This window comes from Paenibacillus sp. SAFN-117 (assembly GCF_051966115.1).
Classification (GTDB): Bacteria; Bacillota; Bacilli; order Paenibacillales; family NBRC-103111; genus Paenibacillus_L; species Paenibacillus_L residui.
Map to the genome: position 1 here is coordinate 357,644 of NZ_JBQCLK010000001.1, position 13,903 is coordinate 371,546.

The window sequence follows — 13,903 nt, forward strand, 5'->3', positions numbered from 1 at the left end:
GCAAATTTTAGCTGGTCCTCGTTTTCCTAAATATGCTGCACCTTTTTGCCATTCAACCTTTTGACAATAAAAACAATTCTAAGTTATGATTAGAATCATAATTGCAACGTTTCAGAGAGGAGACCGGCAATGTCGAAGCTTCAAGAAGTTGCGGATTTGGCCCGTGTATCGAAAGCAACCGTTTCCCGGGTCATCAATAATCATGAGAATGTCTCCGCTGCCGCCAGACAAAGCGTTTGGGAAGCGATGCGAAAGCTGAATCTGAACGCAAACGAGATGAAACGGTCCCATGAAGGGACAATGATGATCGGATTGGTGCTGCCTCTTACGAGCAGCATTGCGGCCAATTCCTTCGGAATGGATATTCTGTTGGGAGTGGAGGAGAAAGCCTTCGAGAAGGATTACATGGTTCTTATTGGAAACTCCAGCGGTCCGAATAAAGAAAAAGCGGTTGTCACCCAAATGATGGCCCGCGATGTCGAGGGAATCATCCTGCTGAGCAAGAACGAATCCAGCGATCACCTTCATCAGCTTAAGCAAAGCGGAATCCCTTGCGTGTTGGTGGACCAGAAGGTGGAAGGAGAGCAGCTGCACCTGGTGCGCGGCGATAATCTGTCAGGGGCGATGAATCTGACGAATTACTTGTTTTCCCTCGGGCATTCCAATATCGCCATGGTGACGCCGTCGCGTTTCTCCACCTATAAGGACCGGATCCGCGGATTCCGGATTGCCTTGCTGGAAAGAGGAATAGAGGCCGGGCCGGAGCGGTTGATCGATCTCGACAGAGACGGAGTAACGATGGAGCAGGCCATGCGAAAGCTCCTGGTTCAGGAGAACAGGCCGACGGCTGTCTTCATTGCCCAGGCGGCGGATTTGTTAACCGCTGTCCGAGTGATTAGCGAGTACCGTTTACAAATTCCAGAGGATATTAATCTGGTTACTTTCGACGACGTGTATTCCCCTCTGCCGGCAGAATACGTCGATTATTTCACCTCCATAATCCAACCGGCCAAAATAATGGGCGGCATGGCGGTGGAGCTGCTGTTCCAGCAGGTCAAGGAGCCCGCCGGGATGCAGGCTCAGGAAATTGTCCTGCCAGGCACTTTAAACATCCGGAAGTCAACCTGCCCCCTGGCCTGATTCAGCACTAAAGCTCCCCTGCCGCTGCGGGGAGCTTTAGTTAACGATCGGAAACCATAGGGTACATTTCGGCCAACAGATCGGATACTCCGACAAAGTTAAATTTCTTGTTCATACCGGGAATAACTTCCGCCAGAACCTCTGCCATCAGCTTGCCTCCGGCTCCCACATGGCCTATTGCTATACAAGGCGTATGGTCATCCAGATGCTCCTTCATATAAGATAACTGCCTGGTCATATGCTTCTTGGACTTAACGTCATCCAGAAATAGATGATTCACCAGGCAAGGGATCCCAACCTCTTCGGCCACTTGGGCAATAACGCTGCGGTAATGGGTATGGCTGTCGATGAAGAAGAGTCCCCTTTCCCTGCATGCTTCCAGAACAGCCTTCATTACTCTCGGGTCCGATGTCGCTTTGGAGCCCATATGATTGTTCAAGCCGATGGCATGTGGAACATCATCGATGGCGGCATGGACTCTGCGGCGAATTTCCTCATCCGGCAGATCGGTCGTGATGGCCCCCGGGCCGAGCCAGCTCTTCTTCCCCGATAGGGGCTCCATCGGAAGATGGACGATGACATCATGCCCGGCCTTATATGCCTTCTCCGCATCCTGCTTGGTCGAGGGCAAGAAAGGCATGACCGCTACGGTTATTTTGAAAGGAAGATTGATCATTTCGTCGGTTCCCTTCATGTTATTGCCAAAATCGTCAATGACCACGGCCGCCGAGCTCATGTTGGGCCTCATCTTATCGGGCTTGGCGTAAGCTATGCCGGGTCCAAGGATCAGAGGCGGTAGCCAAATTGCCTGTAATATGAATATGAACAGCCATCGCTTCACCAGGATCACTCTCCTATTCGTTGGATTTCCTATGGCTTGCCGTTCGCAAGTCCTTCCACCCCGGCTAAAACCCAGCTTCCAGCGGCATCCCTATGCATTCTAAAGAGCAGCTTGTGCCGGACCGCTTTCCGCCCTGCTCTCTCGATTTGTACCTCTGCCGGAATTTCCGCGGCCCATCCCGTTGCTTCCTGACTGATCTCCTTTTTTTGTTGGATCGGACGGAGTGAGATCAGCGGACGTACCTCTTCCATAAGACGGACATATTCCGGGGAACGGGAAGATTTGAAAAATAATCCGAGCATGTGATGCTGCTGGAGGTGGACGGCCGCGATGAAGGCATCTGCTAACTCCTGCGGGCCCAGGCTTCGCACATACTCTTCCAGGCGGCCCGAGGCTTTATGAACCATTAATTGATGCTCAGGGTCTCTAGCTTTGGAGCCGTGGGTGGTACTGTTCCGAAAATGAATGCAAAAATGCCCGGAGAAGCCGTTATCCGGAATCCCGTCTCCCCCATGCGGCATTCCATGCATAGAGGCCGCGTACAGCCTGTCTCCATGGCGAATCAGAACCGCCCTTCTTTTCCAGCTCCATTTATCATTATAAATTTGCTTCATCACCTTCGTATCTTCCTTCGTAACCGGCTGCGCATCGGCATGATGCCGCCCCGCTCTGCGCTGTGCCCGGAACGACAGACCTGTCTCCAAATCGATCAACGTCACTGTGCTTTTAACGGAAATCGCTTGACGGGCCTCCGTCCAGTCTACAAGCTCCCCGTAATGCTTCCTGCTCATTTCGTCGGCATACTGCTTTAACTTATCTGTCCATTCTCCGGCCAACTGCAGCCGTTCCCCGGATTCCGCATTATACAACCTCCCGTCTCTCCCTACCTGCCACACCGAAGATTGCCCCCCGCTTCTTATAGTCAGATAACGGTCCGTATAAGGCAGAGCTCCTGCATGGACACGATCGGCTTCGGCAATGGCTTTCTTTAACCCTTTGAAGGGCAGTTCCCCAGTCGTTTCGTATGAAGCGGAGGGAGAGCTCTTGACCGTTAGGAAGGCCGAATCTGCCGGGCGTCCCCGGGCAGCAGCTGGCGGCTCCAATCCGGTGCATATTACGGCTATTAGAAGCAACCCTATCCAAGATCTGATTCTTGCGTATCACCTTTAAGGGGCATTGATCTCATATGACCATGCCATAATATTTGCTTTTTAATATGAACATTCTGCCGGATAAATTATCGGAAGCGGACTTGGTAATACTATGCTTCATACCCAGCCATGCCCGGAATGGAATGGAGAAGGGCTGGACAACCTGTGAACAGATTAAAGACTACCGGAGGAAGCTATGCGATCCATTATATTTAGAAAAATTCTCCTATTGATGCCGCTCGCCATGGTGTTGGCCGCCTTTCCTTTCCCTTCGTTCGTTACAGCTCAGAAGCAAGGCGGAAGCAACGATAAAGGCCGGGAATACTATGAAGCCCGGGGGGAGATCGTATGGGAGATCAATACCGATGAGAAAGTCATCGCCCTCACCTTCGATGACGGCCCGAATGCGGCACAAACCCCGCAAATTCTCGACTTGCTCAAGTAATATGACGCCAAGGCGACCTTTTTCGTGGTAGGCAAACGCATGGAGAAGTACCCGGATCTTGTCCGCAGGGAAGCGAATGAGGGACATGAATTGGCCAACCATACTTATAATCACCCGTATTTCAAACAGAGCACCCCGATCGAACAGATTCGTCAGGAAATCTTGAAAAATGAGCAGCTAATCACTTCGCTCACCCGGCACAAACCGAGATTATTTCGGCCTCCTGGCGGATTTTATAGTGAGAATATAGTGGAGGCCTCAAAGGAAGCAGGCTATTTAACCGTACTCTGGTCATGGCATCAGGATACGAAGGATTGGCGTTCTCCTGGGGTAGATAAAATCGTCCGTAAAGTACTCGATAATGCAAGGAATGGTGACATCGTACTGTTTCACGACCATGTGGAGAAAAATCCGCAGACCGTTGAGGCTCTAAAGCAAATCCTGCCCGAACTCAAGCAGCGGGGCTTCCGCTTTGTTACCGTCTCCGAACTGCTTCCCTTTAATAAAATGGAATCATCCGTTCATTCTTGACGGTCGTCAGAGGTGAATCATGAACCCGATTATGCTGCTTCTAGCCGCCGGCTTGCTGTGTGAAACCTTCTCCTTTTCCTCTATGTCATTGCCTGATGTTGACGGCCCCTTGGAGCGGAAAACAGCTTTGGTTTGGATGCATCCGGATAGGGAACGGGGGATAGTCCGGGAATCTGCTCAATCCTTGGAGAATTGCTCTTCCCTGGAATGGATGGGCTCGACAGTTATTGGATCCATGGAACAAGCTATCGTTCAGAACGATGCTCAAGGGGGAAAACCAAGTCCTCTCCCGCCGGGCGAGGTAACGATTGAAATTCTGCCTTTGCGTAACGAATTAAGAGTTATGATTGACGGCAAGCTGTACAAAAAATACAAGATCGCTCTGGGGAAACCTCAGACTCCTACACCAGCTGGAGACTGGAAGGTCATTAACAAATATACCCATTGGGGCTCGGGCTTCGGCACCCGCTGGATCGGTCTGAACGTGCCTTGGGGCATTTATGGAATCCATGGAACGAATCGGCCTTCCTCCATTGGACAGGATGCCAGCCACGGCTGCATTCGCATGAGAAACCACCAGGTGGAGGAGCTGTTTGAATGGGTGAAGGTGGGAACTACCGTCTCCATCCTTGGGCATGCGCTCGGTGAACCTCACCGCAACCCGCGGGATCTTGCCAGAGGCGATAGCGGAGCCGATGTGCAGCTCATTCAGAGCCGGCTTCGCAGTGCAGGCTATTATGAGGGGCCTTGCGACGGCAAATTCCGGGCCTCTACGGAACAGGCTATGAAGGCCTATGAAAAGGCGCATGGCCTTCCGGTCGACGGGGTGGTCAACCAGCATGATTATATGGCTATGGGACTGGTGGAATAACGAACGGCCCCCAAAATGGAGGCCGTTTCATGCTGTGCTGCCGGACTGGACCTTTCCGATCAATAGCGCAGCCTGCGGATCAGGGACAATTCTTAACGCGCGCATCTCCGGCGTGCTTAGCAATGCATGGCAGATGACCGGATCGTATCAGCGATTGCAAACGTTAACAATGCCATAAAACCAGCAAATTTTCGTTAATTCCAGGACCAGTTCAAATCGGAAAGCAGCTTCTTCAGTCCGCCGGTAGCTTCCTTGAACAAATCCGGGCCGCTAAAGCCTTGGAACGTTCCCGCTGCCTGCAGATGAGGCTCCAGAGACATGAAGCCCGTGTATCCCGATTCCTTCAAAGCCGCCAACACCTCCGGAACCTGGCCATCCCCTTGTCCGGCCACAGTTACTGAGCCGTCGGCAAAAAGCGCATCTTTAATGTGAACATATTCCACATGAGGTCTGAGCGGACCGTAAGCTTGATCGAAAGGCTTGACACCGCATTGTACGAAGTTGGCCGGATCAAAAGCGGCGCGCAAATGACTGGAGCTGCAGGTCGTGAGAATATCCAGACATCTTTCCGTGTTGTCGCCGTATATTACTTTTTCATTCTCGTGAAGCAGAATAACGTCCGCTTCCTCGGCTATTTTGACCAATTCCTTCAGTCTTCTCATCACTTCGTCACGGTACACGGATGGGTCTTCGTTCTCCGGTATAAAGAAGGAGAAGATTCGGATATAGCGGGTGCCAAAGTACTTGGCAGCCTGCACCGCCCTATGAAACTTCTCAATATGAGGCTCGAAAGGATCGGTAATTTTAATTTTGCCGATCGGGGAGCCGATAGCGGAAATTTGTACTCCCCGTTCATCCAGCATTTCCTTAACTTGAGCCAATTCCTCGTCCGTCAAATCGAGGACGTTTTTATTCCATACCCCGCGAAATTCAAGATAACGGATTCCTTCGGATTGAAGGCAATCCAGTTGTTCTTTTAGATCTGCAGAAATTTCATCGGCAAAGCCGGTTAGCGTAATCATGCTGATATGCTCCTTCCATATTTTACGAATCATGTTTACCATTTGGATCAGGATAGCTTCAAGCCTTCCATCAGAATGAGCAGCGAAAGAGCCTGTCCATAAGTCATGGGACTGATCGGAATATCCTTGTAAAATTGCACGTCGTTGCCGACAGGAGTTCCATACGAAACCTGCCCGACGACACCGTTAGCGTCAATCTGTCCCATTACCGCTTCGAGCGCCCGGATGCCGCTGGACAAGCAGGACGAATCCAAATATCCTTTGCGGACTCCCTTCAAAATGCCATAGCCGAACGCGGCTGTGCAGGAGGTTTCCAAATAAGAGGACGGATCGTCCAGAACCGTCGGCCACAATCCGGACTCATCCTGAAGCCGGATCAGCGCGGCTACCTGGGCACGCATCGTATCAAGCAAATAATCCTTGATTCCGCCTTCCAGTCCGATCATATCGATGAAATCGACTACCCCGCAGGTGTACCAGCCATTGCCTCTGCCCCAGCGGACCGCCCCGTAATTATGTTTGCCGTTGAAATCCCAGCCGTGATAGAACAAGCCTGTAGTTTTGTCGTACAAATATTTGATATGAATCAGGAACTGCCTCTTGGCTTCCTCCACATATTCGGGGCGCTTGAAATAAACGCCCGCCTTCGCCAGGAACAGCACGGTCATAAAAAGGGTGTCGATCAGAATCTGCCCGTCGTTGGGATCACCCGTAATCATATGCTGGAACGCCCCGTCTCCGGTCCGGATCAGCCCGTCCATAATCCAGCGGCTCCATTCATCGCACACCGCCTCAAATTGAGGATCCCCTGTCTGCTCGCATATCGAAATCAACGTAATTAACGGCGAGCAGGTATTGACATTCTTCTCCGGCAATCCTTCCCGGATCCGAGCGCGGTACCAGTCCGCCAGAAATTGAAAGGTGGCTTCGTCCTTCGTTTCCTCGTAGTATTGATACATGCCGTAAAGTCCCACGCCCTGAGGCCATTCCCATAAATGAATATCGATCAGTCCGATAGGATACTGCTCTTCCATGCTGTCGTTTTTCATAGTTTTCATGGCTTCCGAAACCTTGTGAATGGCTGCCATTACTTGCTCTCTATTCACAGTCATTACTCTCCCTCCCCTAACCGATCACAAATACTCCAGCTTTCCTTGTATTCCAAACCCTTCGATAAGCTGTTCCTCGCCATTGACTATAATCGGACGATCCCATTGCAGTTCGACTTTTCCATAGTCGGGGTCGTTAAGCGCCAGATGCTGTCCGCCCTCCGCAGTTATCGCGATGCCGGCGATACGCTCAATAAACTGCTCGAAGCTGCCGCTCTCGTCCTGATCGGACACCCGGATAATCCAGGCATTATTCAAGCCGTCGGAGAGCAGCTCCTTGCCCCGGTCCGGACCATGCTGCTGAAGCCTCAGGCCATTAGCCGCATAGATGGCCGCATAGCTGTCTCCACTTCTAGCAAAATACCATCCGTTTCTTTCCGCATATTCATCGAAAATACCGGTCGGAAAATAAGCATGAGTGAAGTGAACGTCATGCTTCGGATTAATTTGATACAGAAGAATGCCCAGTCCCTTATACTGTCCCGCCTTCGGCAAATAGCCGTTGCCTGCCCAATTGCTCGGCCGGCCTGATCCGTGAACGGCCAATTCTCCGGGATGATTCACCCACAGATTAGCTTCAGGTCCGAAGGTCAAGTGCATGACGTGCTCCTGATAGCCTGGCTGACCCGGTTTAAAATCGGCTATGGAGGACAAGCTGTATCGACCGGTTTTATAGTTATACAGCTTGGCGTATCCTCCGATCCCCTGTTCAAAGCGGAAGATAAAGCGCTCGTCCTTACCCAGGGTTAAATATTTCCGGTAGGCCTCCGGGGGAGCATATTCGGACAGACACAGGGAAACGTTGCTGAATGAGTAATTGTTCAAATACCCGATTCCATAACCGATCCAGCACATGGATGAGGTTCCTACAATATAGTGACCCTTCAATTCCTTCTCGTAGCTTCTGCCATAAGTAGAAGCCAGCACCCCGCGATGCGAATTGAGTGTCATGTAATAATAGAGCAGGTCCAGAGCCTCCTTCGCCATCCGGCGAATTTCCGAAGACTGTGCCAAATCATGCAATTGGATGAAGCCCACCGCGTCGATAGGAAAATAGGCGCTCGAATTCCATTCCGCCAACCCTTCAGCCATAAACCGCTCGAACCATTCCTTAAGCCTGCTTTCCGCTTTTGCCTGATGCTGTGCCCCCGTTTCCCCGCTGTTCGTAAAATGCCCCTCAGGAAATAATTGTCCTGCCAGAAGTTCACAAGTATGGAATAACAGGGCATGGTTCTCGCTGAAGAACCACATCACATCATCCCCGGGCTCATCCATCCAGTAGCGGAAATTCAGAATGCATTCCCGCATCTCTTCCCAGAATGCTTCGGAGAACAAGCCGCTGTCCCTGTAATCCTGCCAAATACGGAATAACGAAACCAGGAAGAAGTCACTGCAGTCTGCACGGGAATTAATGCCTTCCATTCCTACACGAATCATCGCTTCCGCCGCTTCCACCGACCCGTCTGTCTTGAGCAAGGCCAGCGCCGTATGAATATTCGGTTCGCCATATTGGGCAATGGTCTTCAGAGCGGCATCCTTACGTGCGCGAATATCGCCTTCCGTCATAAATTCCAGAGCGGACTCCGGATAAATTTGCACCCCTAACCGTTTCTTAATGGACAGAGAGCCGATGCGGGCAGACAGCTCGATATATTTATAGCCCATCCCGAAATCTTCCGCCTGGCCCAATTCCATCGCTTCCGCCCGGGCCGGCAGAACCGCATCCTTGCTCTGCAGATCCCCGAAGATGTCGCTGCCGAACCGGAGCCGGAACGGAATTTCCCGATTAAGCGGGTTTCGGATATTCAGCACAACCGGACCCGAGAAAACCGTATCTCTCGAGAAATAAGCTTCAGACAAAGCGTTCTCCAGCTGCCGTACCTCTTCCTCCTTCACATCGCCGCCGAGAGGAAGAACGATATCTATGTCCTCTGTCCCCATGTAATCGAGCCGGAAGTAATACTGCGTGTCTCTTTCGGCCAAATCTTCGAAACAAACCGCCACTGTATGGATTCCTTCCATCCACTCGACTTCGATTTCTTTCTCCGCCTCATGATTTCGGGTAAACGGAGTGAAATCGTCCACCAGCTTGCCGTTTATCCACAAAGTGATAGAACCACAAGTAATCAGCTTCAGCTTCGATTTATGGGCGCGTGGAGAGTGAATCTGCGTCACGGCGTACGTGGACAGATGAGTAGGCACCATCCAGAAACCGGATCTTTCCACCCTGGGATTGCCCCAAGGGAAGTACAGCTCCGATGGCTCCGAATCTGCACCGCCGCCGGTACCCGCGCCCCCTTCCATTCTGCCGGGCGGTTCGGGAGTATTTTCTCTCCGCTTGGTTACGAATTCTTTCCTGCAGGGATTTTCATGGATCGCAAACCCCTCCAGCAGCCAAGCATTAATATCTCCATCCATCGTCATCGGTTCAAAACGAACTCTTTGCTCTATTGTCTGGCCGATCCGCCATCGATTGATGCTTTGATGCTTAAGGCGAAGAGGCTTATAGCGGGCTTCATTCTCCATAACCTTTAATCAACCTTTCATTCCTGTAGTGACGATTCCCTGCACTAATTGCTTCTGGAAAATAAGGAAAACGATCAGCACCGGAATCATTGTAATGACAGACATCGCCAGCAGGCTGCTCCAGTCTACGTTATATTCACCGATAAAGTTGGACAGCGCCAGCTGGATAGTGTATTTCTTCGGATCGCTGATAACGATTAACGGCCATAAGAAATCATCCCATCTCCACATGAAGGAGAAGATCGTCAACACAGCGAGAATCGGTTTGGCAATAGGTAGGATAATGCTCCGGTAAATTTTCCACTCCGAGGCTCCGTCCATCCTTGCCGCCTCAAGCAGATCATTAGGCACGGACAGCAGATACTGACGGATGAGGAACACCCCTGTAGGCGTAGCCGCCGGAGGAATAATAATTCCCCATAAGGAATTGTACAATCCCAGCTTACTGATGACCGAGAAGATCGGAATCATGATGACCTCGAGCGGAATCATCAGCGTAGAGATAAAACCGACCAGAATCAGCGTATCCCCTTTAAATCTATACTTGGCCAGCGCGAATCCGGCCATGGAGTTAACCAGCAGCAGCAAAACGGTGGAAACGACGGTGACAAAAGCCGAGTTCATGAAATAAACGCCGAAATTTCCTTTATCGAAGGCTGCCTTGTAGTTCTCCAGAGTAAACACGCTGGGAAAGATTTGAGGCGGCCAGGCGTATAAGTCGTTATTGTTCTTAAATGAAGACAGCACCACCCACAGGACAGGAAACAGAAACAGCAGGGAAATGATGATGAGCGCAGTGTAAACGAACGCTTTGTTTGCCCCTTTCATCAGTCGATCGCCCCTCCTTTCCCGAGTTTAAACTGAAACACTGTGAAAATAGCGATAATGATAAACAGCACGACCGACATGGCACTGGCCAAGCCAAGCTCCTGGGCCGTAAATCCGGTTTGGTAGATATGCTGAACGACATAAGTCGTTTCGCATCCCGGTCCGCCGCCGGTAAGCGCGAACATAAGCGGATAAGCCTTGAACGCATCAATCAGGGAAAGCATCAGAACAAGCAGGCTCGTCGGCTTCAGCAGCGGCATAGTAATGCTGAGGAAGGAACGAATTTTGCCCGCTCCGTCCATCTTGGCCGCTTCATAGTAATCCTGCGGAATGCTTTGAAGACCCGCAATGAAGATAACCATGAAAAATCCTACTCTGGACCACAGCGTGGCCACGATAACCGATGCATTCGCATAGAAAGGATCGGTCAGCCAGCCGATAGGCGACATTCCCATCGATTCGAGGACATAGTTCGCAATCCCGAAACTGCCGCCGAGAATCCATTTCCAGGTGAGACCGACAATAATGAAGGAAGTCATCGTCGGCCAATAAATAATCGCACGGAAAATTCCCTTTCCCTTCACCTGCTGAATAAGCAGAATGGCGATTCCTAGTGCGGCCGCAAACAGCAAAGGCACGACAAAAACGGCATAGACCGCAGTCCGGCGAAGAGCCGACCAAAATTCGGAATCCTGGAAAATATAAATGTAGTTTTCCAGTCCGATGAAGTTCATCTTGTTAATCCCGTCGTAATCGGTAAACGAATAAATAAGCCCGAATAAGGCAGGAACGACGATGAACACTGTAAATATCACTAAGTTCGGCAGGACAAACAAATAGGGAGCGATCGTTTTTTTCCACTTTGGGTTTTTAGGCGCTCTGTATTCATTGGAGCCGCCGGTGATGCTATCCGCCATAGCTCAAGCTCCTTTCCTAATGGGATAAAACAGGAGAGGCTGCCTCCAGTGCAGCCACTCTATGTTTTCCTTATACCGCTTACTTCCCTTCGATAGCTTTCGCAGCTTTCTCGGCTACTTTGTCCAACGCCTCCTGAGGAGTAAGCTTGCCGGTTAACGACTCGATAATGTTGGTTTTCAAATCGTCCGTAAACTTCGTGATGACATCTTGTCTGGACCAGTCATTAGCCGCTTTGGGAGTGGTAGCCGCCAATTCTTCGGAGAAGTTCTCGAAGAATTCCTTGCCGAATTCATAATCCAGCTTCGCACTGTCTTTGCGCGGGCTGATGAACAGAGATTCCTGATTGTACTTGCTGTTGATATCCTTGGAGGTCAGAAACTTGATGAATTCTGCCGCTTCTTTCTCCACTCCGGAATTTTGGAATGCCATCAAGTATTTACCGCCGGGAACCGAAGATCGTATTTCTTGTTTGGGCATATAGGTGACGCCCCATTCGAAATTATTAATATCCTTATAGTTGCTCAGCATCCAATTTCCAGCCAGATGAACCCCTACCTGGCCTGTGCGGAACAGGTTGTTCGGATTTTCGCCGCCGATCCATACCGAATCCGGCATGATTCCGTCCGCGTGAAGCTTTTTAAAGTATTCCAAAGTTTTGACGGCATTCTCATCATTAATAAGCGTCTTAGTACCGTCTTCATTGAACACGCTGCCGCCAAATTGATACAGCATGGTGGACCAGCGATGCGGAGTTACGTCAACGACCATTCCGTATTTCGCTCCGCCTTTTTCCTGAACTTGCTTAAGAGCTTCTGCGAATTCATCCCAGGTCCATACATCATCCGGGGAAGACGGCACCTGAACACCCGCTTTGTCAAACAGCGTCTTGTTATAGATCATTCCGTTCGCCGTCACATCCATCGGTGCAGCGATGACTTTGTTATCGACAATGTAATACGGCTTGATGGAATCGATAAACTGGGAAGAAAACTCATCCGCTGTTCCGAGATATTCCGTTAAATCCAGAGCCTGGTTGGCAAACATTCCGGTATCCGATACACGGCTTAATGCGGGTGGTTTACCGCCGGAAATCATCGTTTTCAGCTTGGTACCCAAATCTTTATAGGCTACTTCGATCAAATTGATTTTAACGTTTTCGTTCTGCGCCTCGTACTCTTTAATCAGCCCTTTCATGACCTCTCCCTCTACTCCGTCCGTAAACCAAACGAAATCAAGGGAAACTTTCTTGCCGCCTTCGGTAGAATCTTCTTTAGACCCGCCGCCGCATGCCGCAAGAAAAAACGCGAGAATGACAGACATAAGAAGGACTGCAGCTTGTTTCCATGTTTTTCTCATCATGACAACTCCCTTTTTAAAATAATAATTATTTAAGACCAGCCATTCCGACCAAAGAACGGCTGTGGCTTACACCGTAATGAATCGGCATTAACGGGATAATAATTTAATAATCGGGATTCGTATTCATATTCCGGTACGCTTGAGGACTGACGCCCAAATGCTGCTTGAACAGCCTGCTGAAATGGATCGGGCTGTTGAATCCGATCTGGTCGGATATTTGTCCGATAGGCAGATCGGTCGTCCTCAGCATTTTCTTGGCTTCATCCAGTCTTCTCTTGGAGAGATAGACATTGATCGTATAACCGGTCACTTCCTTGAAGCAGTGGCACATATAATATTTGTTCAGGTGCAGGGAGCCGGCAATCTGATCCAGCGACAGATTTTCCTGATAATGATCGTTGATGAAACGGAGGATCCGATGCACGTACATTTCCTTCTGCGTAGCATTAGGAACGACGAGGGCCGGGTCCATCTCTCTGGATTTGCGGTAAATATGCGTCAGCAATTGGGCCAGATAGGCCTGGACCATGAACCGATGCCCGGTCTTCTCCTTCTCCCTTTCCCAAACGATTTGGGTAAAAATAGACTCAATCTCTTCCTTCTCTTCCGCCCCCCAGCGAATCAACTTGCCGTTGACATTATTGAAAGGGGTTAACAATTTATCAAGAAGGTCCGCAGGCACCAACGATTCGAGATAGGACGGCAAAAAGTTGATGTAGCTGCGAACATACGGCACTTCAGTATCCGGATTGACGCGATGGAGAGTCTGCCCTTCAAAAATCAGCATATCTCCCGGCAGCAGTTGAAAAATATTGTCCCCAATAATATAGCTGGCCACTCCCTCAATAAAATAATAGATTTCATAGCCTTCATGAGAGTGCAGCGGCCAGGACGTTTGAATGCCCGATTCGCGGTTGCGGATATAAATTTTGTCTTTGGAAAGCGCCCGGTTGGTAGGTAAGTGGGTGTAGCTTTTCAAGATCCGTCCCTCCTTCACAACATAGGTTAACCGGAAGCCCGCCCATTTATTTGTGAACGCTTTCGACAATCAAATCTTAACATACGTTAAAAGCAAATAATTTTCATTTCTTGTTGAACTGTTAACATATCTTGCTTTCCCTCTCTCTGGCTAAAAAGACTACAAAAGCACCACTTTATTCCT

Annotated in this window: 11 protein-coding genes and 1 pseudogene; 3 read left to right on the top strand and 9 right to left on the bottom strand. The window is 50.1% G+C overall.

Going from position 1 to position 13,903, the window contains the following annotated elements; genetic code table 11:
* Nucleotides 1-129 precede the first annotated feature (129 nt).
* On the top strand, nt 130-1,140 hold the full coding sequence (locus ACTHRH_RS01510; protein ID WP_440413735.1) for a LacI family DNA-binding transcriptional regulator: 1,011 nt from the start codon (nt 130-132) through the stop codon (nt 1,138-1,140).
* 40 nt (nt 1,141-1,180) lie between these two features.
* On the opposite strand, the gene ACTHRH_RS01515 is transcribed toward ACTHRH_RS01510, so the two are convergent.
* Together ACTHRH_RS01515 and ACTHRH_RS01520 are read right to left on the bottom strand one after the other, a co-directional pair.
* Nucleotides 1,181-1,876, bottom strand: a complete 696-nt coding sequence (locus ACTHRH_RS01515; protein WP_440413737.1) for a divergent polysaccharide deacetylase family protein — start codon at nt 1,874-1,876, stop codon at nt 1,181-1,183.
* Nucleotides 1,877-2,010: 134 nt separating this feature from the next.
* The gene (locus tag ACTHRH_RS01520; RefSeq protein ID WP_440413739.1) at nt 2,011-3,084 is read right to left on the bottom strand and encodes a hypothetical protein; all 1,074 of its coding nucleotides are present in this window, start codon (nt 3,082-3,084) and stop codon (nt 2,011-2,013) included.
* Nucleotides 3,085-3,376: 292 nt separating this feature from the next.
* Between ACTHRH_RS01520 and ACTHRH_RS01525 the strand changes: the two are divergent.
* Together ACTHRH_RS01525 and ACTHRH_RS01530 are read left to right on the top strand one after the other, a co-directional pair.
* Nucleotides 3,377-4,108: pseudogene (locus tag ACTHRH_RS01525) on the top strand (polysaccharide deacetylase family protein).
* A 19-nt stretch (nt 4,109-4,127) separates the two neighbouring features.
* Nucleotides 4,128-4,979: a L,D-transpeptidase family protein gene (locus ACTHRH_RS01530; protein WP_440413741.1), complete on the top strand. Its 852-nt coding sequence runs from the start codon at nt 4,128-4,130 to the stop codon at nt 4,977-4,979.
* A gap of 194 nt (nt 4,980-5,173) precedes the next feature.
* Here ACTHRH_RS01530 and ACTHRH_RS01535 read toward each other — a convergent pair whose 3' ends face one another.
* From ACTHRH_RS01535 to ACTHRH_RS01565, 7 genes are all read right to left on the bottom strand, one after another.
* Nucleotides 5,174-6,001, bottom strand: coding sequence for a sugar phosphate isomerase/epimerase family protein (locus tag ACTHRH_RS01535; RefSeq protein ID WP_440413743.1), 828 nt, complete (start codon nt 5,999-6,001; stop codon nt 5,174-5,176).
* A 47-nt stretch (nt 6,002-6,048) separates the two neighbouring features.
* Nucleotides 6,049-7,113, bottom strand: coding sequence for a beta-galactosidase BglB (gene bglB, locus ACTHRH_RS01540; protein WP_379290061.1), 1,065 nt, complete (start codon nt 7,111-7,113; stop codon nt 6,049-6,051).
* A gap of 21 nt (nt 7,114-7,134) precedes the next feature.
* The gene (locus ACTHRH_RS01545) at nt 7,135-9,636 is read right to left on the bottom strand and encodes a hypothetical protein (protein WP_379290063.1); all 2,502 of its coding nucleotides are present in this window, start codon (nt 9,634-9,636) and stop codon (nt 7,135-7,137) included.
* Between the two features lie 9 nt (nt 9,637-9,645).
* Nucleotides 9,646-10,464, bottom strand: coding sequence for a carbohydrate ABC transporter permease (locus tag ACTHRH_RS01550; protein ID WP_144933892.1), 819 nt, complete (start codon nt 10,462-10,464; stop codon nt 9,646-9,648).
* Nucleotides 10,464-11,381: a carbohydrate ABC transporter permease gene (locus ACTHRH_RS01555; RefSeq protein WP_440413746.1), complete on the bottom strand. Its 918-nt coding sequence runs from the start codon at nt 11,379-11,381 to the stop codon at nt 10,464-10,466. The genes ACTHRH_RS01550 and ACTHRH_RS01555 overlap by 1 nt, the downstream gene beginning before the upstream one ends.
* Before the next feature lie 79 nt (nt 11,382-11,460).
* A complete protein-coding gene (locus ACTHRH_RS01560) occupies nt 11,461-12,738 on the bottom strand; it encodes an extracellular solute-binding protein (protein WP_440413748.1) in 1,278 nt (425 codons plus the stop codon).
* Between the two features lie 106 nt (nt 12,739-12,844).
* Nucleotides 12,845-13,720 (bottom strand): helix-turn-helix transcriptional regulator, encoded by an 876-nt coding sequence (locus ACTHRH_RS01565; protein ID WP_144933886.1) that lies wholly within the window; start codon nt 13,718-13,720, stop codon nt 12,845-12,847.
* Between the last annotated feature and the right edge of the window lie 183 nt (nt 13,721-13,903).